Source organism: Burkholderia sp. CCA53 (assembly GCF_001685525.1).
GTDB classification, from domain to species: domain Bacteria; phylum Pseudomonadota; class Gammaproteobacteria; order Burkholderiales; family Burkholderiaceae; genus Burkholderia; species Burkholderia multivorans.
Window position 1 is genome coordinate 1,366,346 of record NZ_BDDJ01000001.1, and the last position, 24,284, is coordinate 1,390,629.

General features: G+C 60.9%; 13 protein-coding genes, 6 tRNA genes and 2 rRNA genes. All 21 read right to left on the reverse strand.

The window, feature by feature from the left end; translation table 11 throughout:
• Positions 1–2 precede the first annotated feature (2 nt).
• Positions 3–2,105 carry an elongation factor G gene (gene fusA, locus BCR55_RS06425; protein ID WP_006400661.1) on the reverse strand — a complete coding sequence of 701 codons (2,103 nt, stop codon included), beginning with the start codon at positions 2,103–2,105 and terminating at the stop codon, positions 3–5.
• A gap of 123 nt (positions 2,106–2,228) precedes the next feature.
• Positions 2,229–2,699, reverse strand: a complete 471-nt coding sequence (rpsG, locus tag BCR55_RS06430) for a 30S ribosomal protein S7 (protein ID WP_004198359.1) — start codon at positions 2,697–2,699, stop codon at positions 2,229–2,231.
• Positions 2,700–2,871: 172 nt separating this feature from the next.
• Positions 2,872–3,252 carry a 30S ribosomal protein S12 gene (gene rpsL / locus BCR55_RS06435; RefSeq protein ID WP_006400662.1) on the reverse strand — a complete coding sequence of 127 codons (381 nt, stop codon included), beginning with the start codon at positions 3,250–3,252 and terminating at the stop codon, positions 2,872–2,874.
• Positions 3,253–3,479: 227 nt separating this feature from the next.
• Positions 3,480–5,327, reverse strand: coding sequence for a DNA helicase RecQ (gene recQ, locus BCR55_RS06440; RefSeq protein WP_175403812.1), 1,848 nt, complete (start codon positions 5,325–5,327; stop codon positions 3,480–3,482).
• Between the two features lie 229 nt (positions 5,328–5,556).
• The gene (gene rpoC, locus BCR55_RS06445; protein ID WP_006400664.1) at positions 5,557–9,798 is read right to left on the reverse strand and encodes a DNA-directed RNA polymerase subunit beta'; all 4,242 of its coding nucleotides are present in this window, start codon (positions 9,796–9,798) and stop codon (positions 5,557–5,559) included.
• A gap of 21 nt (positions 9,799–9,819) precedes the next feature.
• Positions 9,820–13,926, reverse strand: coding sequence for a DNA-directed RNA polymerase subunit beta (rpoB, locus tag BCR55_RS06450; RefSeq protein ID WP_006400665.1), 4,107 nt, complete (start codon positions 13,924–13,926; stop codon positions 9,820–9,822).
• Between the two features lie 378 nt (positions 13,927–14,304).
• On the reverse strand, positions 14,305–14,679 hold the full coding sequence (rplL, locus tag BCR55_RS06455; protein ID WP_006400666.1) for a 50S ribosomal protein L7/L12: 375 nt from the start codon (positions 14,677–14,679) through the stop codon (positions 14,305–14,307).
• 63 nt (positions 14,680–14,742) lie between these two features.
• On the reverse strand, positions 14,743–15,240 hold the full coding sequence (gene rplJ, locus BCR55_RS06460; RefSeq protein WP_006400668.1) for a 50S ribosomal protein L10: 498 nt from the start codon (positions 15,238–15,240) through the stop codon (positions 14,743–14,745).
• A gap of 305 nt (positions 15,241–15,545) precedes the next feature.
• On the reverse strand, positions 15,546–16,244 hold the full coding sequence (gene rplA / locus BCR55_RS06465) for a 50S ribosomal protein L1 (RefSeq protein WP_006400670.1): 699 nt from the start codon (positions 16,242–16,244) through the stop codon (positions 15,546–15,548).
• Entirely contained in the window at positions 16,245–16,676 is a 432-nt protein-coding gene (gene rplK, locus BCR55_RS06470) for a 50S ribosomal protein L11 (RefSeq protein WP_006400671.1), read from the reverse strand. It abuts the gene before it with no gap.
• A 140-nt stretch (positions 16,677–16,816) separates the two neighbouring features.
• Positions 16,817–17,374 carry a transcription termination/antitermination protein NusG gene (gene nusG, locus BCR55_RS06475; RefSeq protein WP_006400672.1) on the reverse strand — a complete coding sequence of 186 codons (558 nt, stop codon included), beginning with the start codon at positions 17,372–17,374 and terminating at the stop codon, positions 16,817–16,819.
• A 1-nt stretch (position 17,375) separates the two neighbouring features.
• Positions 17,376–17,756: a preprotein translocase subunit SecE gene (gene secE, locus BCR55_RS06480; RefSeq protein ID WP_006412134.1), complete on the reverse strand. Its 381-nt coding sequence runs from the start codon at positions 17,754–17,756 to the stop codon at positions 17,376–17,378.
• A gap of 43 nt (positions 17,757–17,799) precedes the next feature.
• A tRNA-Trp gene (locus BCR55_RS06485) sits at positions 17,800–17,875 on the reverse strand.
• A 59-nt stretch (positions 17,876–17,934) separates the two neighbouring features.
• Entirely contained in the window at positions 17,935–19,125 is a 1,191-nt protein-coding gene (gene tuf / locus BCR55_RS06490; RefSeq protein WP_006400660.1) for an elongation factor Tu, read from the reverse strand.
• A 63-nt stretch (positions 19,126–19,188) separates the two neighbouring features.
• Positions 19,189–19,263 (reverse strand) — tRNA-Thr (locus BCR55_RS06495).
• 25 nt (positions 19,264–19,288) lie between these two features.
• A tRNA-Gly gene (locus BCR55_RS06500) sits at positions 19,289–19,362 on the reverse strand.
• 43 nt (positions 19,363–19,405) lie between these two features.
• Positions 19,406–19,491, reverse strand: a tRNA-Tyr gene (locus tag BCR55_RS06505).
• Positions 19,492–20,588: 1,097 nt separating this feature from the next.
• Positions 20,589–20,701, reverse strand: a 5S ribosomal RNA gene (gene rrf, locus BCR55_RS06510).
• A gap of 152 nt (positions 20,702–20,853) precedes the next feature.
• Positions 20,854–23,734 (reverse strand): 23S ribosomal RNA (locus BCR55_RS06515).
• A 348-nt stretch (positions 23,735–24,082) separates the two neighbouring features.
• Positions 24,083–24,158, reverse strand: a tRNA-Ala gene (locus tag BCR55_RS06520).
• A gap of 40 nt (positions 24,159–24,198) precedes the next feature.
• Positions 24,199–24,275 (reverse strand) — tRNA-Ile (locus tag BCR55_RS06525).
• Positions 24,276–24,284 lie beyond the last annotated feature (9 nt).

Below are 24,284 nucleotides of genomic sequence, written 5' to 3' on the forward strand. Positions count from 1 at the left end.
ATTTACTTCGACTTCGCGCTGATGATCGCGTCGGCAACGTTGCGCGGAGCTTCAGCGTAGTGCTTGAACTCCATCGTGTACGTTGCACGGCCTTGCGTCAGCGAGCGCAGCGAGGTCGAGTAACCGAACATTTCCGACAGCGGCACTTCGGCGCGAACGATCTTGCCGCCGCCCACCATGTCTTCCATGCCCTGAACGATGCCGCGACGGCCCGACAGGTCGCCCATCACGTTGCCCATGTACTCTTCCGGCGTCTCGACCTCGACAGCCATCATCGGCTCGAGCACCACCGGATTCGCCTTGCGCATCGCTTCCTTGAACGCCATCGAACCGGCCATGCGGAACGCGTTTTCGTTCGAGTCGACGTCGTGGTACGAACCGAACGTCAGGTGAACCTTCACGTCGACGACCGGGAAGCCGGCCAGCACGCCCGACTTCAGCGTGTCCTGGATACCCTTGTCGACCGCCGGGATGTATTCGCGCGGAATCACGCCGCCCTTGATCTCGTCGAAGAACTCGTAGCCCTTGCCCTGTTCGTTCGGCTCGAGCGTGATGACTGCGTGACCGTACTGGCCGCGGCCGCCCGACTGCTTGACGAACTTGCCTTCGACGTCCTTCGCCGTCGAACGGATCGTTTCGCGGTACGCAACCTGCGGCTTGCCGACGGTTGCTTCGACGCCAAACTCACGCTTCATCCGGTCGACCAGAATTTCGAGGTGGAGCTCGCCCATGCCCGAAATGATGGTCTGGCCCGACTCTTCGTCGGTCTGCACGCGGAACGACGGATCTTCCTGCGCGAGACGGTTCAGCGCGAGGCCCATCTTTTCCTGGTCGGCCTTCGTCTTCGGCTCGACAGCCTGCGAAATCACCGGCTCCGGGAACACCATGCGCTCGAGCACGATCGGGTTGGCCGGATCGCACAGCGTGTCGCCCGTGGTCGCTTCCTTCAGGCCGACCGCAGCGGCGATGTCGCCCGCGCGAACTTCCTTGATTTCCTCACGGTTGTTCGCGTGCATCTGCAGAATACGGCCGAGGCGTTCCTTCTTGCCCTTGGTCGAGTTCAGCACCGTGTCGCCCGAGTTGACGACGCCCGAGTACACACGGAAGAAGATCAGCTGGCCGACGAACGGGTCGGTCATGATCTTGAACGCGAGCGACGAGAACTTCTCGTCGTCCGACGCCTTGCGCTCGGCCGTTTCGCCGTTGTCGAGCTCGCCCTTGACCGGCGGGATGTCGACCGGCGACGGCAGGAAGTCGATCACGGCGTCGAGCATGCGCTGCACGCCCTTGTTCTTGAACGCGGTACCGCACAGCATCGGCTGGATTTCGCACGCGATCGTACGGTCGCGCAGCGCCTTGATGATGTCGGCTTCCGGCAGATCGCCTTCTTCCAGGTACTTGTTCATCAGGTCTTCGTTGGCTTCCGCAGCCGCCTCGACCATCTTTTCACGCCATTCCTGGCACGTATCGACGAGCTCGGCCGGGATGTCGACGTAGTCGAACTTCGTGCCCTGCGACGCCTCGTCCCAAATGATCGCCTTCATCTTCAGCAGATCGACGACGCCCTTGAAGTTTTCTTCCGCGCCGATCGGCACCACGACCGGAACCGGGTTCGCCTTCAGGCGCAGACGGAGCTGGTCGTAGACCTTGAAGAAGTTCGCGCCGGTACGGTCCATCTTGTTGACGAACGCGAGACGCGGCACCTTGTACTTGTTCGCCTGGCGCCACACCGTTTCCGACTGCGGCTGCACGCCGCCCACTGCGCAGTAGACCATGCACGCGCCGTCCAGCACGCGCATCGAACGCTCCACTTCGATCGTGAAGTCGACGTGCCCCGGCGTGTCGATGATGTTGATGCGGTGTTCCGGATAGTTGCCGCCCATGCCCTTCCAGAAGGCGGTGGTAGCAGCGGACGTGATCGTGATGCCACGCTCCTGTTCCTGCTCCATCCAGTCCATCGTTGCTGCGCCGTCGTGGACTTCACCGATCTTGTGGTTCACACCGGTGTAAAACAGAATGCGCTCGGTCGTCGTCGTCTTGCCGGCGTCGATGTGAGCGCTAATACCGATATTGCGGTAGCGCTCGATGGGAGTCTTGCGAGCCACTTTGATCCTCTACTGGGATGGCGCGACGCAGCCCTGCTGCATCGCGCCTCAACACAAACGGGCGAGGCGCTCGAAAAGCGCACCCGCCCGGAATTTATTTCCGCTAACAGCCCAGCCAGGCGCTTAGAAACGGAAATGCGAGAACGCGCGGTTGGCTTCTGCCATGCGGTGAACTTCGTCGCGCTTCTTCATCGCGCCGCCACGGCCTTCGGCCGCTTCGGAGAGTTCACCTGCCAGGCGCAGAGCCATCGACTTCTCGCTGCGCTTCTTCGCAGCCTCGCGCAGCCAGCGCATCGCCAATGCCATACGACGCGACGGGCGCACTTCGACCGGAACTTGATAGTTGGCACCACCAACGCGGCGGCTCTTCACTTCGACCACCGGCTTGACGTTGTTGAGCGCAACCGTGAACACTTCCAGCGGGTCCTTGCCACCCTTGGTCTGGATCTGTTCGAAAGCACCATAAACGATGCGTTCAGCGACCGACTTCTTGCCGGACAGCATCAGCATGTTCATGAACTTGGCTACATCCACGTTGCCGTACTTCGGATCCGGCAACACTTCCCGCTTGGGGACTTCGCGACGACGCGGCATGATTCTTCCTTTACCTGTTCAGTTGGAGCTGTGTTCAGCCCCGCGGCCACCAACTAACCCGATCACATCTTCACGACTAACCAGCTTGGCCGGGTGACCACTTACTCGACAGCACCGGCAATCCGGCACCACCGCCTTGACCGCCCTGAGGCGATCCCTGATCAAACGCTGCTTACTTGGCAGCCTTTGCACGCTTCGCGCCGTACTTCGAGCGCGCTTGCTTACGGTCCTTGACGCCCTGGGTATCCAGCGAGCCGCGAACCATGTGGTAACGCACACCCGGCAAGTCCTTCACACGGCCGCCGCGGATCAGCACAACCGAGTGCTCCTGCAGGTTGTGGCCTTCACCGCCGATGTACGAAATCACTTCGAAGCCGTTCGTCAGACGAACCTTGGCGACCTTACGGAGTGCCGAGTTCGGCTTCTTCGGCGTCGTCGTGTACACACGGGTGCACACGCCGCGACGCTGGGGGCAGTCCTGCAGGGCCGGGCTCTTGCTCTTCGTCGTTTCCGACTGACGGCCTTTGCGAACCAGTTGGTTGATGGTTGGCATTGTTTATTCCTGAAATTGAACAAAATCCGCACTTCGATTTCGGGCAAAGCGAAAATCGACGCACAGTTGACTCCCGGCGCGGCGAATCGGGCACGAACCTTCGAACGCGTGTCGACCCACCGAAGACCGGAACCCAGCATGATATTCCGGAAATACCAACTAAGTCAACGGCTTGCGTGATTTGCCGCCGGTCGCGCCCGCTGACCCGAAGGGTCGGAACGCCTGTGTCAGGCCGATTCGACGACGTCGATGATCTCGTCGCCGAACCGCTCGAGCTTGCGCACGCCCATGCCGGGGATATGGCGCAGATCGTCGATCGTCTCCGGGGCATTGCGCGCGATCTCCGCGAGCGTCGCGTCGTGGAAGATCACGTAGGCCGGCACGCCGTCGGCCTTCGCCGTCTCCGCGCGCCACGCGCGCAGCGCGTCCCAGCGCGCGCGCTCGCGTGCGCCCATGCCGGCCGTCGGATCGACGCGCGTGCCGCTGCGGCCGGACGACTGGCGCGTGCGCTGCGGCTTCACGTAGCGTCGCAGCGTGACCTTCTCGTCGCCCTTCAGCACGGGCTTCGCGGCTTCGGTCAGCACGAGCGCGCCGAATCCGCCGTGATCGACCGCGAGATAGCCGTACGCGACGAGCTGCCGGAAAATCGCGCGCCACTCGGGCTCCGACAGCGCCGCACCGATCCCGAACGTACTGAGTTGATCGTGCCCGCGCTGCAGCACCTTTTCGGTACGCGCGCCGCGCAGAATCTCGATCAGATGGCTCGCGCCGAAGTTGAAGCCGCTCGCACGCTGCGCGCGGAACACGCATGAGAGCGCCATTTGCGCTTCGCGCGTCGCGTCCCACGATGCGGGCGGCTCGAGGCACGTATCGCAGTTGCCGCACGGCTGGCTCGCTTCACCGAAGTAATTGAGCAGCCGCACGCGGCGACACGAGATCGTCTCGCACAGGCCGAGCAACGCGTCGAGCTTCGACGTCTGCACGCGCTTGTGCGCGTCGTCCGCATCGGACTCGTCGATCATCTTGCGCTGCTGGACGACGTCGCCGAGCCCGTACGCCATCCACGCGTTCGCCGGCAGCCCGTCGCGCCCCGCGCGGCCGGTCTCCTGGTAATAGCCTTCGACGCTCTTCGGCAGATCGAGGTGCGCGACGAAGCGCACGTCGGGCTTGTCGATGCCCATCCCGAACGCGATCGTCGCGCACATCACGATGCCTTCCTCGCGCTGGAACATCTCCTGATGCTTCTGCCGCACCTCGAATTCCATGCCGGCGTGATAAGGCAGCGCGCGGATGCCCTGCGCCTTCAGCCACTCGGCCGTTTCCTCGACCTTGCGGCGCGACAGGCAATAGACGACGCCGGCGTCGGTCGTGCCGTCGCCATTCGTGTGTTCGGCGCGGATGAAATCGAGCAGCTGCGCGCGCGCGTTGTCCTTCTCGACGATCCGATAGCGGATGTTCGGCCGATCGAAGCTCGACACGAATACGCGCGCGTCGTCGAGCGCGAGACGGTGAATGATTTCGTCGCGCGTGATCGCATCGGCGGTCGCCGTCAGCGCGATGCGCGGCACCGCCGGGAACCGCTCGTGCAGCACCGACAGCTGGATGTATTCCGGACGGAAGTCGTGCCCCCACTGCGACACGCAGTGCGCCTCGTCGATCGCGAACAGCCCGATCTTCGCGCGCTCGAGCAGTTCGAGGAAACGCCCCGTCATCAGCCGTTCGGGTGCGACATACAGCAGGTCGATCTCGCCTTCGCGCAGCGCGCGCTCGGTCGCCGCTGCCTCGGCGCCCGACAGCGTCGAGTTCAGATACGCGGCACGCACGCCGACTTCGCGCAGCGCGGCGACCTGATCCTGCATCAGCGCGATCAGCGGCGACACGACGATGCCCGCACCATGGCCGGCCTCGCGGCGCATCAGCGCGGGAATCTGGTAGCACAGCGACTTGCCGCCGCCCGTCGGCATCAGCACCAGACAGTCGCCACCGCTCGCGACGTGCTCGACGATCTCGCCCTGCTGGCCGCGAAAGGCGGAATAACCGAAGACTTCGTCGAGGATTTCGAGGGCGCGAGACATGAATGATGAGAACGAGGACGGCGGAACGATGACCGCGATTTTAACAACCCGCCCCGCGCGGCGCGCGGCAAATCGCACGACGTTCGCCGTTCGGACAGCGTGCGCTCGCGCGCAGCGCGTGCCGATACGCCGCACGCACGCCCGCCAACGGGACGAACAAAAAAAAACCGCCCGGCAAACCGGGCGGTTTCGATGACAGCAAAGCAGACGCGGCTCGCGCCGCGCGCCGTTACTCGGCTGCCGGGTGTTGCGGCTCTTCCGCCGGCGTGCTCGGCGTGCCGAAGTCGAATGCCTCTTCCGCTGCGATCTGGTCGAAACGCTCGCGGTCGGACATCTCCTTCGCCTTGCGTGCCTTGTGGAACGCGAGACCCGTACCGGCCGGAATCAGACGGCCGACGATCACGTTTTCCTTCAGGCCGCGCAGATCGTCGCGCTTGCCCATGATCGCCGCTTCGGTCAGCACGCGGGTCGTTTCCTGGAACGATGCCGCGGAGATGAACGAATCGGTCGACAGCGACGCCTTCGTGATACCGAGCAGCACGTTCTCGTACGACGCCGGGCGCTTGCCCTCGGCAATCATGCGGTCGTTCTCGTCCAGCATGTCCGAACGCTCGACCTGCTCGCCCGGGATGAAGCGCGAATCGCCGTTGTCGGTGATCTGCACACGACGCAGCATCTGGCGAACGATCACCTCGATGTGCTTGTCGTTGATCTTCACGCCCTGCAGACGATACACGTCCTGCACTTCGTCCACGATGTAGCGCGACAGCGCCTCGATACCCTGCAGACGCAGGATGTCGTGCGGATCGGCCGGGCCGTCCACGATCATTTCGCCCTTGTTGACGACCTGACCGTCGTGGACCAGCACCTGCTTTTCCTTCGCAATCAGGAACTCGTGCTGGTTGCCCTCGAGATCCGTGATGACGAGACGCTGCTTGCCCTTCGTATCCTTGCCGAACGACACCGTACCGGTGACTTCCGCGAGGATGCCCGCATCCTTCGGCGAACGCGCTTCGAACAGCTCGGCCACGCGCGGCAGACCACCGGTAATGTCACGCGTCTTCTGCGATTCGGTCGGGATACGTGCGAGCACTTCACCGACCTGCACCTGCTGACCGTCCTTCACGGTGATCAGTGCGCCGACCTGGAAGCCGATCTGCACCGAGTGCTCCGTGCCCGGGATCTTCACTTCGTCGCCGTTCGCGTCGAGCAGCTTCACCTGCGGACGCACGCTCTTCGATGCCTGCGAACCGCGACGCTTCGCGTCGATCACGACGAGGGTCGACAGGCCGGTCACGTCGTCGATCTGCTTCGCGACCGTCACGCCTTCCTCGACGTTCTCGAACTTCACCGTACCGCCGTACTCGGTGATGATCGGACGCGTCATCGGATCCCACGTCGCCAGCTGCGTGCCGGCCTTGATCGCCGCGCCGTCGAGCTGCAGCAGCGTCGCGCCGTACGGGATCTTGTGACGTTCGCGCTCGCGACCGATGTCGTCGGTGATCAGCGCCTCGCCCGAACGCGAGATGACGATCTGCTCGCCCTTCGCGTTCGTCACGTAGCGCATCGACGGCGAGAAGCGGACGGTACCGTTGCTCTTCGCCTCGACCGACGACGCGACTGCCGCACGCGATGCCGCACCACCGATGTGGAACGTACGCATCGTCAGCTGCGTGCCCGGCTCGCCGATCGACTGCGCCGCGATCACGCCGACTGCTTCGCCGACGTTCACGAGCGTGCCGCGGCCGAGGTCGCGGCCGTAGCACGATGCGCACAGGCCGTAACGCGTTTCGCAGGTCAGCGGCGTGCGCACGCGCACTTCGTCGATGCCGAGGCGTTCGATTTCCTCGACCGCCGTTTCGTCGAGCAGCGTGCCCGCTTCGTACAGCGTTTCCTGCGTTTCCGGGTTCACGACGTCCGCGACCGCGACGCGGCCGAGGATACGGTCGCGCAGCGCTTCGACGACTTCACCGCCTTCGACCAGCGCCTTCATCGCGACGCCGTTCGACGTGCCGCAATCGTCCTCGACGACCACCAGATCCTGCGTGACGTCGACCAGACGACGCGTCAGGTAACCCGAGTTCGCGGTCTTCAGTGCCGTATCAGCCAGACCCTTACGTGCACCGTGGGTCGAGATGAAGTACTGCAACACGTTCAGACCTTCGCGGAAGTTCGCGGTAATCGGCGTCTCGATAATCGAGCCGTCCGGCTTCGCCATCAGGCCGCGCATACCGGCCAGCTGACGAATCTGCACCGCCGAACCGCGGGCGCCCGAGTCGGCCATCATGTAGATCGAGTTGAACGATTCCTGGCGCGTCTCGTTGCCGTCGCGATCGATCACCGGCTCCGTCGACAGCTGCTCCATCATCGCCTTGCCGACCGCTTCCGACGTCGCCGACCAGATGTCGACCACGTTGTTGTAGCGTTCCTGCGCGGTGACGAGACCCGACATGTACTGACGGTCGTATTCCTTCACCTTCTTCGCGGCGTCGCCGACGATCGTTTCCTTCTGCGGCGGCACGAGCATGTCGTCCACGCAGATCGAGATGCCGGCGCGCGTCGCGAGACGGAAGCCCGACTGCATCAGCTGATCGGCGAACACCACCGTCGCGCGCAGACCGCACTTGCGGAACGCGGTGTTGATCAGGCGCGAGATTTCCTTCTTCTTCAGCGGCTTGTTCAGCACCGAGAACGGCAGGCCCGGCGGCAGAATTTCCGACAGGATCGCGCGGCCGACCGTCGTCGCGTAGAGCGAGATCTTCGGCACGAACTCCGGCGCGCCTTCCGACTTGTCCTCGTTGCGGACCATTTCGGTGATCCGCACGTTGACGCGCGAGGCGAGCTCAACTTCCTTGTTCTCGTACGCGCGGATCACTTCCGACACGCCGGTGAACGTGAGGCCTTCGCCCTTGCCGTTGATCGCTTCGCGGGTCGCGTAGTACAGACCCAGCACGATATCCTGCGACGGCACGATCGACGGATCGCCGTTGGCCGGGAACAGCACGTTGTTCGACGCGAGCATCAGCGTGCGCGCTTCCATCTGCGCTTCGAGCGACAGCGGCACGTGGACGGCCATCTGGTCACCGTCGAAGTCGGCGTTGAACGCCGCACAGACGAGCGGGTGCAGCTGGATCGCCTTGCCTTCGATCAGCACGGGCTCGAACGCCTGGATGCCGAGACGGTGCAGCGTCGGCGCACGGTTCAGCATCACCGGGTGCTCGCGGATCACCTCTTCGAGGATGTCCCACACGACCGGCGTCTGGTTCTCGACTTCCTTCTTCGCCGCCTTGATGGTCGTCGCGACGCCCATCACTTCAAGCTTGTTGAAGATGAACGGCTTGAACAGCTCGAGCGCCATCAGCTTCGGCAGACCGCACTGATGCAGCTTCAGCGTCGGGCCGACCACGATGACCGAACGGCCCGAGTAGTCGACGCGCTTGCCCAGCAGGTTCTGACGGAAACGACCGCCCTTGCCCTTGATCATGTCGGCGAGCGACTTCAGCGGACGCTTGTTCGCGCCCGTCATCGCCTTGCCGCGACGACCGTTGTCGAGCAGCGAGTCGACGGCTTCCTGCAGCATCCGCTTTTCGTTGCGGACGATGATTTCAGGTGCCTTCAGCTCGAGCAGACGCTTCAACCGGTTGTTACGGTTGATCACGCGGCGATACAGGTCGTTCAGATCCGACGTCGCGAAACGGCCGCCGTCCAGCGGCACGAGCGGACGCAGTTCCGGCGGCAGCACCGGCAGCACTTCGAGGATCATCCACTCGGGCTTGATGCCCGAGCGCTGGAATGCCTCGAGGACCTTCAGGCGCTTCGCGTACTTCTTGATCTTCGCTTCCGAGCCGGTGTTCTTCAGCTCGGTGCGCAGCTGTTCGACCTGCTCGTCGATGTTGATCGCGCGCAGCAGTTCGCGCACGCCTTCCGCGCCCATTTCGGCACGGAATTCGTCGCCGTATTCCTCGACCTTGTTGTAGTAATCCTCTTCGGTCATGATCTGCCGCGCCTTCAGCGGCGTCATGCCCGGATCGATCACCACGTACGCTTCGAAGTACAGCACGCGCTCGATGTCGCGCAGCGTCATGTCGAGCACCATGCCCAGACGCGACGGCAGCGACTTCAGGAACCAGATGTGCGCGACCGGCGACGCGAGCTCGATGTGGCCCATGCGCTCACGACGCACCTTCGCCAGCGTCACTTCAACGCCGCACTTCTCGCAGATCACGCCACGGTGCTTCAGGCGCTTGTACTTGCCGCACAGGCACTCGTAGTCCTTGATCGGTCCGAAGATCTTCGCGCAGAACAGACCATCGCGTTCCGGCTTGAACGTACGGTAGTTGATGGTCTCCGGCTTCTTCACTTCGCCGAACGACCACGAACGGATCTTGTCGGGCGAGGCCAGACCGATCTTGATCGCGTCGAAAACTTCTTCCTGTTGGACTTGCTTGAATAGATCGAGCAGAGCTTTCATTGCTTTCTCTCCGTAGTCCGATTAATTGCGGTCGAGATCGATATCGATACCGAGCGAGCGGATTTCCTTCACCAGCACGTTGAAGGATTCCGGCATGCCTGCATCGATCACGTGATCGCCCTTGACCAGGTTCTCGTACACCTTGGTCCGGCCCGTCACGTCGTCCGACTTCACCGTCAGCATTTCCTGCAGCACATACGATGCGCCGTACGCTTCGAGCGCCCACACTTCCATTTCACCGAAACGCTGACCACCGAACTGCGCCTTACCACCCAGCGGCTGCTGCGTGACGAGCGAGTACGGGCCCGTCGAACGCGCGTGCATCTTGTCGTCGACAAGGTGATGCAGCTTCAGGTAGTGCATGTAGCCGACCGTCACGCGACGCTCGAACGGCTCGCCCGTGCGACCGTCGTACAGGCGAACCTGGTTCTTCGACGGGTTCATGTCGAGCTGCTTCGCGATGTCGTCCGGGAACGCGAGGTCGAGCATCTTCGCCATTTCGTCCTCGGTCGCACCGTCGAACACCGGCGTCGCAAACGGCACGCCTTCGCGCAGGTTCTTCGCGAGTTCGAGGATCTCGTCGTCGGAGAAGCTGTCCAGATCTTCCGCGCGACCCGACTCGTTGTAGATCTTCGTCAGGAACGCACGCAGCTCTTCGATCTTTGCCTGACGCTGCAGCATTTCGCCGATACGCCAGCCGAGGCCCTTCGCGGCCCAGCCGAGGTGCACTTCCAGAACCTGACCCACGTTCATCCGCGACGGCACGCCGAGCGGGTTCAGCACGACGTCTGCCGGACGGCCGTCGGCCATGTACGGCATGTCTTCGATCGGCACGATCTTCGACACGACACCCTTGTTGCCGTGACGGCCCGCCATCTTGTCGCCAGGCTGCAGGCGGCGCTTCACCGCCAGGTACACCTTGACCATCTTCAGCACGCCCGGCGGCAGTTCGTCGCCTTGCGTGAGCTTCTTGCGCTTCTCTTCGAACGCCAGATCGAACTGGTGACGCTTCTCTTCGATCGAGTTCTTGATTGCTTCGAGCTGCGCCGCTGCTTCGTCGTCCGCGAGGCGGATGTCGAACCAGTGGTAGTGGTCGAGATCTTCCAGGTACGCCTGGTCGATCTTCGTGCCCTTCGCGAGCTTCTTCGGACCGCCGTTCGCGACCTTGCCCACCAGCATGCGCGCGAGACGCTGGAACGCGTCGCCTTCCACGATACGCAGCTGGTCGTTCAGGTCGAGACGGTAGCGCTTCAGTTCGTCGTCGATGATCTGTTGCGCACGCTTGTCGCGCTGGATGCCTTCACGCGTGAACACCTGGACATCGATCACGGTGCCGCTCATGCCCGACGGCACGCGCAGCGACGTGTCCTTCACGTCCGACGCCTTCTCGCCGAAGATCGCGCGCAGCAGCTTCTCTTCCGGCGTCAGCTGGGTCTCGCCCTTCGGCGTGACCTTGCCGACCAGTACGTCGCCCGCTTCGACTTCCGCACCGATGTAGACGATGCCCGATTCGTCGAGACGGCCGAGCTGGACTTCCGCCAGGTTCGAGATGTCGCGCGTGATTTCTTCCGGCCCGAGCTTCGTGTCGCGTGCAACGACGTTCAGCTCTTCGATGTGGATCGACGTGTAGCGATCGTCGGCCACGACCTTCTCCGAGATCAGGATCGAATCCTCGAAGTTGTAGCCGTTCCACGGCATGAACGCGATCAGCATGTTCTGGCCGAGCGCGAGCTCGCCCAGGTCCGTCGAGGCGCCGTCGGCCAGCACGTCGCCGCGCGAGACCTTGTCGCCCATCTTCACGATCGGACGCTGGTTGATGTTCGTGTTCTGGTTCGAACGCGTGTACTTGATCAGGTTGTAGATGTCGACACCGACTTCACCTGCGACCGCTTCGTCGTCGTTCACGCGAATCACGATACGGCCTGCGTCGACGTAGTCGACGACACCGCCGCGGAACGCCTGAACCGTCGTGCCCGAGTCGACCGCGCAGGTGCGCTCGATGCCGGTACCGACGACCGGCTTCTCCGGACGCAGACACGGCACGGCCTGACGCTGCATGTTCGAGCCCATCAGTGCACGGTTCGCGTCGTCGTGCTCGAGGAACGGAATCAGCGATGCCGCGACCGACACGATCTGCGACGGCGCCACGTCCATGTACTGGATGCGGTCCGGCGTGACCATCATCGTTTCGCCGGCCTCACGCGACGACACGAGTTCGTCGGTCAGTCGGCCTTCGTCGTCGATCGCCGCGTTCGCCTGCGCGATCATGTAACGGCCTTCCTCGATCGCCGACAGATAGTCGATCTGGTCGGTCACCTTGCCGTCCACGACCTTGCGGTACGGCGTCTCGAGGAAGCCGTACTCGTTCAGGTGCGCGTACAGTGCGAGCGAGTTGATCAGACCGATGTTCGGACCTTCCGGCGTTTCGATCGGGCACACGCGGCCGTAGTGGGTCGGGTGCACGTCGCGAACTTCGAAGCCTGCGCGCTCGCGCGTCAGACCGCCTGGGCCCAGTGCGGAAACGCGGCGCTTGTGCGTGATTTCCGACAGCGGGTTGGTCTGGTCCATGAACTGCGACAGCTGCGACGAACCGAAGAACTCGCGGATCGCCGACGAAATCGGCTTCGAGTTGATCAGGTCGTGCGGCATCAGGTTTTCGCTTTCGGCCTGGCCGAGGCGTTCCTTGACCGCGCGCTCGACGCGCACGAGACCGGCGCGGAACTGGTTTTCCGCCAGTTCGCCGACGCAACGCACGCGACGGTTGCCGAGGTGGTCGATGTCGTCCACTTCGCCCTTGCCGTTGCGCAGCTCGACGAGGATCTTGATCGTCGCGAGGATGTCGTCGTCCTGCAGCGTCATCGGGCCCGTGATTTCGTCACGGCCGACGCGGCGGTTGAACTTCATGCGGCCGACCTTCGACAGGTCGTACGCTTCTTCGCTGTAGAACAGACGGTTGAACAGCGCCTCGACCGCTTCTTCGGTCGGCGGCTCGCCCGGACGCATCATGCGATAGATCGCGATGCGCGCGGCCGTCTTGTCGGTCGTTTCGTCGACACGCAGCGTCGACGAGATGTACGGACCCTGGTCCAGATCGTTCGTGTAGAGCGTCTGGATTTCCTTGATGCCCGCTTCGCGCAGCTTCTCGAGCACGCTTTCGGTGATCTCGTCGTTCGCGTTCGCGATCACTTCGCCCGTCTCGCCGTCGACGACGTTCTTCGCCAGCACGCGGCCGAGCAGATAGTCTTCCGGCACCGAGATGAACTTCGTCTTCGCGGCTTCGAGGTCGCGGATGTGCTTCGCGTTGATCCGCTTGTCCTTCTGGACGATGACCTTGCCGTCGCGATCCGTGATGTCGAAGCGCGCGACTTCGCCGCGCAGGCGCTCGGGCACGAACTCGAGCTGCGCACCTTCGTCCATCAACGTGAAGTTGTCGAACACGAAGAAGTTCGCGAGGATCTGTTCCGGCGTGAGGCCGATCGCCTTCAGCAGGATCGTGACCGGCATCTTGCGGCGACGGTCGACGCGGAAGTACAGGATGTCCTTCGGATCGAATTCGAAGTCGAGCCACGAGCCGCGGTACGGAATGATCCGTGCCGAGAACAGCAACTTGCCCGAGCTGTGCGTCTTGCCCTTGTCGTGTTCGAAGAACACGCCCGGCGAACGGTGCAGCTGCGAGACGATGACACGCTCGGTGCCGTTGATGACGAACGAGCCGGTCGGCGTCATGAGCGGAATTTCGCCCATGTACACTTCCTGCTCCTTCACTTCCTTGACGACGGGCTTGTTCGGCGATTCCTTGTCGAGGATGACGAGGCGGACCTTCGCGCGCAGCGCGGAGCAGTACGTCAGGCCGCGCTGCTGGCATTCCTTGATGTTGAATGCCGGCGCGGACAGCGCATAGCTCACGAACTCGAGGCGCGCGAAGCCGTTGTGCGAAACAATGGGAAATACCGATGTGAAAGCGGCCTGCAAACCTTCAGGCTTGCGTTGCGTCGCCGGCACATCGGCTTGCAGAAACGTGCTGAATGATTCAAGCTGGGTGGCCAGCAGGAAAGGAACTTGGTGAACGATGGGGCGCTTCGCGAAACTCTTGCGAATGCGCTTCTTCTCGGTGAAGGAATATTGCATACGATCTCCGAATCACGGCGGGTGCTATCGAGGCGGAATACCTGGACGTTTCAAACCCGAGTGTTCACCGACTGAGACCCGATGGCCGTCCGACGGCTTGAACGAGCCGAGAAGCTTGGTGGTTGGCCGCTACCAACCGCTGGCTGACGGCAGCGGATGCCTGTGTTGCCCGCTACCCGACCAAACTTGCCTTCTGCAGTCGCTTCAGAAGACAAAGAGAATCGCCAATCGCCGTGCAGCAGCCACGATTTGACGTTTATCTTTGGCTTCTGGGGCCGATTATCCCGCCTCCCGAAAGAGTGCCAGAATAACGTCCCCACAAAGCACAAAAAGGCCGGCGGTGAAAATACCGCCAGCCTTCGCACAGCGCGTCGGAACTTACTTGAGTTCGACCTTCGCGCCTGCGTCTTCCAGCTTCTTCTTCGCTTCTTCAGCAGCAGCCTTGTCGACGCCTTCCTTGACGGGCTTCGGTGCGCCGTCGACGAGGTCCTTCGCTTCCTTCAGGCCCAGGCCCGTGATTTCGCGAACGGCCTTGATGACTGCGACCTTGTTGCTGCCTGCTTCAGCCAGAACGACCGTGAAGTCGGTCTTCTCTTCAGCAGCAGCAGCTGCGCCGCCGCCTGCCGGGCCAGCGACTGCGACTGCAGCTGCCGACACGCCAAACTTCTCTTCGAACGCCTTGACCAGTTCGTTCAGTTCGAGAACGGTCATCCCTTCGACTGCTGCCAGGATGTCTTCTTTTGCGATTGCCATTTGAAATACTCCTAAATTGAATTCGGATACAGCCAGCGATCAGTGACGCTGATGCGTGTTCGATTACGCAGCTTCTGCTTGCTTCTTCTCGGCCAGCGCGGCAAGAGCACGCGCGAAGCCCGAAACAGGCGCTTGCATGACGAACAGCAGCTTCGAGAGCAGTTCTTCACGGCTCGGGATGCTTGCCAGCGCTTGCACGCCAGCCTTATCCATCACCTTGCCATCGAACGAACCAGCCTTGATGACCAACTTGTCATTGCTCTTGCTGAAGTCGTTGACGACCTTAGCAGCGGCAATTGCATCTTCCGAGATGCCGTAGATCAGCGGACCAGTCATCTGCTCTGCCAGCGGAGCAAAGGGCGTACCTTCAACAGCGCGACGCGCCAGCGTGTTCTTCAGAACGCGCAGGTAAACCTTCTGCTCGCGCGCTTTCGCGCGCAGCGTGGTCAGATCGCCAACCGCAATTCCACGATACTCAGCCAGCACAACGGTCTGGGCCTTCGCAACTTGTGCGGCGACCTCAGCAACGACGGCTTGCTTGTCTTCTCTATTAAGCGGCACGGTTAGCCTCCAGAAACGATACGCTCGGCTAGCCGGTATGGCTCGACCTCACGTACCTCGTTCAACAACGGCGTCCGACCTCGTTAGGAGTATTTCCACCTCACGCCGCGAACTGCTTCGCGACCTGCGGCTTCACCACTACAAAACTTTTTCGGGTTCGCCATCTGCGTTGGCTTGAATTAAGGGATGCCCGACTGCTGCCTCCCACCAACGGTCTTTGATAACCGGTTGCCCGCGGACTGCACGAACAACCGCCCAAAGCCCTTGAAGACCGCTTCGCGAACGAAGCGGCCTGAATTTCATGCTTACTGCGCGGCCAGCGTAGCCTGGTCGACACGCACGCCGACGCCCATCGTGCTCGACAGTGCGATCTTGCGCAGGTAGACGCCCTTGCTCGTTGCCGGCTTGGCCTTCTGCAGCGCTTCGATCAGCGCCGACAGGTTCGAACGCAGCGCAGCCGGTTCAAACGATGCACGGCCGATCGTCGCGTGGATGATACCGGCCTTGTCGACGCGGAACTGCACCTGACCAGCCTTCGCGTTCTTGACCGCGGTCGCGACGTCCGGCGTGACCGTGCCGACCTTCGGGTTCGGCATCAGGCCGCGCGGGCCGAGGATCTGACCGAGCGTACCGACGATACGCATCGTGTCCGGCGAAGCGATCACGATGTCGAAGTCCATCTGGCCAGCCTTGATCTGCTCGGCCAGGTCTTCCATACCGACGACTTCCGCGCCTGCTGCACGTGCCTGCTCGGCCTTCTCGCCTTGCGCGAACACGGCGACGCGAACCGACTTGCCCGTACCGGCCGGCAGAACGACCGAACCGCGAACGACCTGGTCCGACTTCTTCGCGTCGATGCCGAGCTGGACTGCGACGTCGATCGACTCGTTGAACTTCGCGCTCGCGCATTCCTTCACGAGTGCCAGTGCGTCGTCGATCGCGTACAGCTTCTGACGATCGACCTTGGCGGCAAATGCCTGACGGCGCTTGGAGATCTTAGCCATTTACACGCCCTCCACAGTGATGCCCATCGAGCGTGCGCTACCAGCGATGGTGCGAACGGCTGCGTCCAGATCAGCTGCCGTGAGGTCCGGCATCTTCGTCTTTGCGATCTCTTCGGCTTGAGCGCGCGTGATCGAACCGACCTTGTCGGTGTGCGGCTTGCTCGAGCCCTTGTCCACCTTCGCCGCCTTCTTGATCAGGACGGTCGCCGGCGGCGTCTTCATCACGAACGTGAAGCTCTTGTCAGCGTATGCCGTGATGACGACCGGCACCGGCAGACCCGGCTCCATACCTTGAGTCTGCGCGTTGAACGCCTTGCAGAACTCCATGATGTTCAGGCCGCGCTGGCCCAGTGCCGGACCGACCGGCGGCGACGGGTTGGCTTTACCTGCAGGAATCTGCAGCTTGATAAAGCCGACAATCTTCTTTGCCATTTGAAAACCTCGTTGGAACGCCAAGCGGCGTTCGGTGAGTGATAACGCGCGTTCGCCGCTGGCTACTGACGCTCCTCAACGACCATGACGCGGGCCGTAAGCGCGAAGGTGGGCAGCCGAGGCTGCCCACAGAATCAGGATCAGACTTTTTCGACCTGGCCGAATTCGAGTTCGACCGGGGTAGAACGGCCAAAGATGGTGACCGACACGCGCACGCGCGACTTTTCGTAGTTGACTTCTTCGACGGTGCCGTTGAAGTCCGTGAACGGGCCTTCCTTGACCCGTACCATCTCGCCCACTTCGAACAGGGTCTTCGGGCGCGGCTTCTCCACGCCTTCCTGCATCTGCGACATGATCTTCTCGACTTCCTTCGGGGAAATCGGGGTCGGGCGGTTGCGTGCGCCGCCGACGAAACCGGTGACCTTCGCGGTGTTCTTCACGAGGTGCCACGTTTCGTCCGTCATTTCCATTTCCACGAGCACGTAGCCCGGGAAGAAACGACGTTCCGTCACAGCCTTGTGGCCGCCTTTGACTTCGACCACTTCTTCGGTCGGGACCAGGATCTGACCGAATTTATCCTGCATGCCGGCCCGTTCGATGCGCTCCTGAAGCGCACGTTGCACGCTCTTCTCCATGCCGGAGTAGGCGTGCACGACGTACCAACGTTTTCCGCTCGGAGATGCCGGAGTATCGCTCATATCATTTCCAACCCAGAATCACCGAGAAAATCACCCATTCGATCGATTTGTCGCTCAACCAGAGGAAAATCGCCATCACAAGCACGAAACCGAACACGACGAGCGTGGTTTGCGTTGCTTCCTTACGGGTGGGCCAAACGACCTTTCGGACTTCCTTGTACGAGTCCTTGGCAAACGCGATGAGGCTTTTGCCTGGAGCGGACATCAGCCCGACGGCCACGCCGGCGACGATCCCGACCGCCAACGCGGCGCCGCGGACATACCACTGCTGATTGCCCAGCCAGAAGAAGCCCACGAATCCGGCCAAGACCAGCAATACGCCCAGGGCCAGCATCAGCTTATCGCCGGAGGTATTTACAGTTTCGACGGATGGATTCGCCATAACACCTTAAAACAAATGCCACGTAGGACACGTGGCTATTTTTTGGCAGGGGCAGAGGGAATCGAACCCCCAACCTTCGGTTTTGGAGACCGACGCTCTGCCAGTTGAGCTATACCCCTAGACCATGTTGGGGCCGGCTATCGCCAGCCCCAAAACTGTCGATCAACGAATAACTGGCTTACTCGATGATCTTTGCGACGACGCCGGCACCGACGGTACGGCCGCCTTCACGGATAGCGAAGCGCAGACCTTCTTCCATCGCGATCGGCGCAATCAGCTTCACCGTGATCGACACGTTGTCGCCCGGCATCACCATTTCCTTGTCCTTCGGCAGCTCGATCGAGCCCGTCACGTCCGTCGTACGGAAGTAGAACTGCGGACGGTAGTTGTTGAAGAACGGCGTGTGACGGCCGCCTTCGTCCTTGCTCAGCACGTACACTTCGGCCGTGAAGTGCGTGTGCGGCGTGATCGAACCCGGCTTCGCCAGAACCTGGCCGCGCTCCACGTCTTCACGCTTCGTGCCGCGCAGCAGGATACCGACGTTGTCGCCTGCCTGACCCTGGTCCAGCAGCTTGCGGAACATTTCAACGCCCGTGCAGGTCGTCTTCACCGTCGGCTTGATACCGACGATTTCGATTTCTTCACCGACCTTCACCACGCCGCGCTCGACACGACCCGTCACCACCGTACCGCGGCCCGAGATCGAGAACACGTCTTCCACCGGCATCAGGAACGTACCGTCCACCGCGCGCTCCGGCGTCGGGATGTACGTGTCCAGCGCGTCGGCCAGGTTCATGATCGCCGTTTCGCCCAGCTCGCCCTTGTCGCCTTCCAGCGCCAGCTTTGCCGAACCCTTGATGATCGGCGTGTCGTCGCCCGGGAAGTCGTACTTCGACAGCAGTTCGCGAACTTCCATCTCGACCAGCTCGAGCAGTTCAGCGTCGTCCACCATGTCGCACTTGTTCAGGAACACGATGATGTACGGAACGCCAACCTGACGCGCCAGCAGGATGTGCTCACGCGTTTGCGGCATCGGGCCGTCTGCGGCCGAGCACACCAGGATTGCGCCGTCCATCTGCGCTGCACCCGTGATCATGTTCTTCACGTAGTCGGCGTGGCCCGGGCAGTCGACGTGCGCGTAGTGGCGGTTCGCCGTTTCGTACTCGATGTGCGCGGTGTTGATCGTGATGCCGCGTGCCTTTTCTTCCGGCGCCGCGTCGATTTCGTCGTACTTCTTCGCTTCGCCGCCGAACTTCGACGACAGAACCGTCGCGATCGCTGCCGTCAGCGTCGTCTTGCCGTGGTCAACGTGACCAATCGTACCAACGTTCACGTGCGGCTTGGTCCGCTCGAATTTTTCCTTGGCCATTTTCAACTCCCGAAAGGAATTTCACATGTTGCGCCGCGCGCAAACAGACACTGACTTTACTGCTGGTGCCCATGGGCAGGATCGAACTGCCGACCTCTCCCTTACCAAGGGAGTGCTCTACCACTGAGCCACATGGGCGCTTTTACGCTTCAACTTCGCGGACTGGAGCGGGTGAAGGGAATCGAACCCTCGTCGTAAGCTTGGAAGGCTTCTGCTCTACCATTGAGCTACACCCGCACGGGCCACTAACGATTCCTTACCGCTCTCTGCGCTGATGTCTTGGTGGAGGAGGTTGGATTCGAACCAACGTAGGCGTAAGCCAACAGATTTACAGTCTGCCCCCTTTAGCCACTCGGGCACCCCTCCGTAGAGAACTGACGATTATGGGGGTGCATCGAACTCTTGTCAAGCACTGCGAGAAGATTATTTTCATCTTCTTCCCGAGCGCCGGCTCGACCACCAGGCATCCGCCGCCGACTACGATGGCGACGAGAGGTTCGCCATTCGGCGCCCACACCTTCGTCAGACTCCGCTTCCAGCAATGTTGCATGCTGGAAACGAAAGACCGCCATCATACGGCCTCTCGGACAGAATGCCAAGCGGGTAGGCGGAAAATTTTTGCAATATTCGTGCCGGGCGTCCTTTGGGCGACGAATTGGGGACTTCAGGGGACGGTTGTCGGGCGTATCGCGCCGTTGCCCCGCGAGGCAGTCGCAGCGCCGGGGAGCGACGGCCCGGACTGAACGGCCTCGGACGCGGCGCCGGCGACCGCGCTCAGGCCTGACGCGCGGACTCTTCGGGACCGCTTCTCCGCTGCGCACATGGCTGTCGACCGGTGCGGCGCCCTGCCCAACTGCTTGCTGCTTGTTCGCCGCCGCGCCCGGTATCGGCGGCCGGGCGCGACGGGCACCCTTGGCCGGAAGGGTCAAGACGCCCGGAAAGCGCAGCCACACCGCGCGGAACGGTCGGAATAGGAGCTACGAGCAGACGATTGTCGATGGGCGCGCGTGAGCTGAGGAACGCAGCGAGGCTGCAACGTGGAACAGGCAATCGCACAGAGCGCGCGACGGGGGGACATTTCAGTTGCCCCGACGCCGCATGGGTCGATCTGCGGACCGGTGGGGCGTCAGCAAAGACCGCTGTCAGCCAGCTGTCGAGCGATGTCCGTCGATCGACGAAGGCGGGCCGCAGGGCACCAACTGCAAGGCGGTGTCGATGGCAGCGTCTGTCGGCGTGTCACGGCGCGCCAGAGGATAGGCGACGGCTCATTTGCCGTGAGGCGGCTCGCCGCGCCGAGTCTAGGGCTCGGCCGGTTGAAAGAAGGCATGCCCCAGAAAGAGGACGCGTATCCTGCGAGGATTCGCATCGCGCGGAGACCGGCCGGCGCTCGGGCCGATAGCGCATTTCCAGCGCCACAAATGCAAAAACCCCCGCCTGCTGGGCGGGGGTTCTTGGCTTAGGGAGCCTGACGATTACCTACTTTCACACGGGAATCCGCACTATCATCGGCGTAGAGTCGTTTCACGGTCCTGTTCGGGATGGGAAGGGGTGGGACCGACTCGCTATGGTCATCAGGCAAAGAGGGTTGTTGCGCCGCTTCGCAGCGCAACCAATCGGGAAGAAGCAGTAATTTTGGGTTGTGCGTATCGCACACGAGAATCCAACATGTCGCTTTGGATCGCAGCCGGTGCTGTCGCACGGCGCCGATCTACAAGGCAGACTTGTTATAGGATCAAGCCTTACGGGCAATTAGTATCGGTTAGCTGAACGCATTACTGCGCTTACACACCCGACCTATCAACGTCCTGGTCTCGAACGACCCTTCAAGGAGGTCAAGCCTCCAGGGATATCTCATCTTAAGGCGAGTTTCCCGCTTAGATGCTTTCAGCGGTTATCTCTTCCGAACATAGCTACCCGGCGATGCGACTGGCGTCACAACCGGTACACCAGAGGTTCGTCCACTCCGGTCCTCTCGTACTAGGAGCAGCCCCCTTCAAATATCCAACGCCCACGGCAGATAGGGACCAAACTGTCTCACGACGTTTTAAACCCAGCTCACGTACCTCTTTAAATGGCGAACAGCCATACCCTTGGGACCGGCTACAGCCCCAGGATGAGATGAGCCGACATCGAGGTGCCAAACACCGCCGTCGATATGAACTCTTGGGCGGTATCAGCCTGTTATCCCCAGAGTACCTTTTATCCGTTGAGCGATGGCCCTTCCATACAGAACCACCGGATCACTATGACCTGCTTTCGCACCTGCTCGACTTGTCGGTCTCGCAGTTAAGCACGCTTATGCCATTGCACTATCAGCACGATTTCCGACCGTACCTAGCGTACCTTCGTACTCCTCCGTTACCCTTTGGGAGGAGACCGCCCCAGTCAAACTGCCTACCATGCACTGTCCCCGATCCGGATCACGGACCAAGGTTAGAACCTCAAACAAACCAGGGTGGTATTTCAAGGACGGCTCCACCGAAACTAGCGTTCCGGTTTCATAGCCTCCCACCTATCCTACACAGATCGGTTCAAAGTCCAATGCAAAGCTACAGTAAAGGTTCATGGGGTCTTTCCGTCTAGCCGCGGGTAGATTGCATCATCACAAACACTTCAACTTCGCTGAGTCTCGGGAGGAGACAGTGTGGCCATCGTTACGCCATTCGTGCAGGTCGGAACTTACCCGACAAGGAATTTCGCTACCTTAGGACCGTTATAGTTACGGCCGCCGTTTACCGGGACTTCAATCAAGAGCTTGCACCCCATCATTTAATCTTCCGGCACCGGGCAGGCGTCACACCCTATACGTCCACTTTCGTGTTTGCAGAGTGCTGTGTTTTTATTAAACAGTCGCAGCCACCAGTTTATTGCAACCCCTTCACCCTCCTGGCGCAGGCCAGTCAAGCTACAAGGGCGTACCTTATCCCGAAGTTACGGTACCAATTTGCCGAGTTCCTTCTCCCGAGTTCTCTCAAGCGCCTTAGAATACTCATCTCGCCCACCTGTGTCGGTTTGCGGTACGGTCATCGTTAGACTGAAGCTTAGAGGCTTTTCTTGGAACCACTTCCAATTGCTTCGCGACCGAAGTCGCTCGCGCCACACCCTTGAATCCTGCGCCCGGATTTGCCTAAGCGCCTTCTCCAATGCAGCGACCGGGACGTCCAACACCCGGACAACCTTCCGCGATCCGTCCCCCCATCGCATCTAACGACGGTGCAGGAATATTGACCTGCTTCCCATCAGCTACGCATTTCTGCCTCGCCTTAGGGGCCGACTCACCCTACGCCGATGAACGTTGCGTAGGAAACCTTGGGCTTACGGCGAGGGGGCCTTTCACCCCCTTTATCGCTACTCATGTCAGCATTCGCACTTCCGATACCTCCAGCACCCTTTACAAGGCACCTTCGCAGGCTTACGGAACGCTCTCCTACCATGCGTGCAAGCACGCATCCGCAGCTTCGGTATATGGCTTAGCCCCGTTACATCTTCCGCGCAGGACGACTCGATCAGTGAGCTATTACGCTTTCTTTAAAGGGTGGCTGCTTCTAAGCCAACCTCCTGACTGTTTTAGCCTTCCCACTTCGTTTCCCACTTAGCCATATTTGGGGACCTTAGCTGGCGGTCTGGGTTGTTTCCCTCTTGACACCGGACGTTAGCACCCGATGTCTGTCTCCCGTGATTGCACTCTTCGGTATTCGGAGTTTGCTATGGCGGGGTAATCTGCAATAGACCCCCCAACCATGACAGTGCTCTACCCCCGAAGGTGAGACACGAGGCACTACCTAAATAGTTTTCGGAGAGAACCAGCTATTTCCAGGTTTGTTTAGCCTTTCACCCCTATCCACAGCTCATCCCCTAACTTTTCAACGTTAGTGGGTTCGGACCTCCAGTACGTGTTACCGCACCTTCATCCTGGCCATGGATAGATCACCTGGTTTCGGGTCTACGCCCAGCAACTGAACGCCCTATTCGGACTCGCTTTCGCTACGCCTGCCCTATACGGTTAAGCTTGCTACTGAACGTAAGTCGCTGACCCATTATACAAAAGGTACGCCGTCACCCCTTACGAGGCTCCGACTGTTTGTATGCATGCGGTTTCAGGATCTATTTCACTCCCCTCCCGGGGTTCTTTTCGCCTTTCCCTCACGGTACTGGTTCACTATCGGTCGATCACGAGTATTTAGCCTTGGAGGATGGTCCCCCCATCTTCAGACAGGATTTCACGTGTCCCGCCCTACTTGTCGTACACCTAGTTCTTTCATACTGTTTTCGCCTACAGGGCTATCACCTGCTATGGCCGCACTTTCCAGAGCGTTCGGCTAACAATACAAATAAAGAGTACAAGGCTCATCCCATTTCGCTCGCCACTACTTTGGGAATCTCGGTTGATTTCTTTTCCTGCGGTTACTTAGATGTTTCAGTTCACCGCGTTCGCTTCACATGACCTATGTATTTAGTCATGGATACTCCATACGGAGTGGGTTTCCCCATTCGGACATCCCCGGATCAAAGCTTGTTTGCCAGCTCCCCGGGGCTTTTCGCAGGCTACCGCGTCCTTCATCGCCTGTGATCGCCAAGGCATCCACCACATGCACTTGTTCGCTTGACCCTATAACGAGTCTGTCTCATGTCGGCCATCGTTAGCGCTTCAGCGCTTACGATGGCCCCATCCCCGCATGGGGACGACAGTCGTTACAGGTTGAGTTCTCGCGTTGTGCCGTATTCCAAATTGAGCCGAACAATGAAGTTCGAATCATCTTGAGATACATCGATACAATCACAACCCGGATAGTTTCCACGTCCATCTCATAAGACGCTTCCGCTATCCAAATTACTTACTTCTTCCTGATTGTTAAAGAACGACAGCCGATACAGTTTCCTGCATCACTCTGACTGGCTCAATCGCCAATGCCAAATCCTCGGTTCGCTTTCGAACCAAGCACTTCGCATTGAAGATTGGTGGAGGCAGACGGGATCGAACCGACGACCCCCTGCTTGCAAAGCAGGTGCTCTCCCAGCTGAGCTATGCCCCCATGTACAGAGACCACCCAGGTTTCTTCTCGCCAGACAACTTGGTGGGTCTGGTTGGATTCGAACCAACGACCCCCGCCTTATCAAGACGGTGCTCTAACCGACTGAGCTACAGACCCCTGAGTCTG

Coding starts and splice junctions, on each gene's coding strand:
- rpsG (WP_004198359.1), bottom strand. CDS start 2,699: ATGCCGCGTCGTCGCGAAGTCCCCAAGCGGGAAGTGTTGCCGGATCCG.
- rpsL (WP_006400662.1), bottom strand. CDS start 3,252: ATGCCAACCATCAACCAACTGGTTCGCAAAGGCCGTCAGTCGGAAACG.
- recQ (WP_175403812.1), bottom strand. CDS start 5,327: ATGTCTCGCGCCCTCGAAATCCTCGACGAAGTCTTCGGTTATTCCGCC.
- rpoC (WP_006400664.1), bottom strand. CDS start 9,798: ATGAAAGCTCTGCTCGATCTATTCAAGCAAGTCCAACAGGAAGAAGTT.
- rpoB (WP_006400665.1), bottom strand. CDS start 13,926: ATGCAATATTCCTTCACCGAGAAGAAGCGCATTCGCAAGAGTTTCGCG.
- rplL (WP_006400666.1), bottom strand. CDS start 14,679: ATGGCAATCGCAAAAGAAGACATCCTGGCAGCAGTCGAAGGGATGACC.
- rplA (WP_006400670.1), bottom strand. CDS start 16,244: ATGGCTAAGATCTCCAAGCGCCGTCAGGCATTTGCCGCCAAGGTCGAT.
- rplK (WP_006400671.1), bottom strand. CDS start 16,676: ATGGCAAAGAAGATTGTCGGCTTTATCAAGCTGCAGATTCCTGCAGGT.
- nusG (WP_006400672.1), bottom strand. CDS start 17,374: ATGAGCGATACTCCGGCATCTCCGAGCGGAAAACGTTGGTACGTCGTG.
- secE (WP_006412134.1), bottom strand. CDS start 17,756: ATGGCGAATCCATCCGTCGAAACTGTAAATACCTCCGGCGATAAGCTG.
- tuf (WP_006400660.1), bottom strand. CDS start 19,125: ATGGCCAAGGAAAAATTCGAGCGGACCAAGCCGCACGTGAACGTTGGT.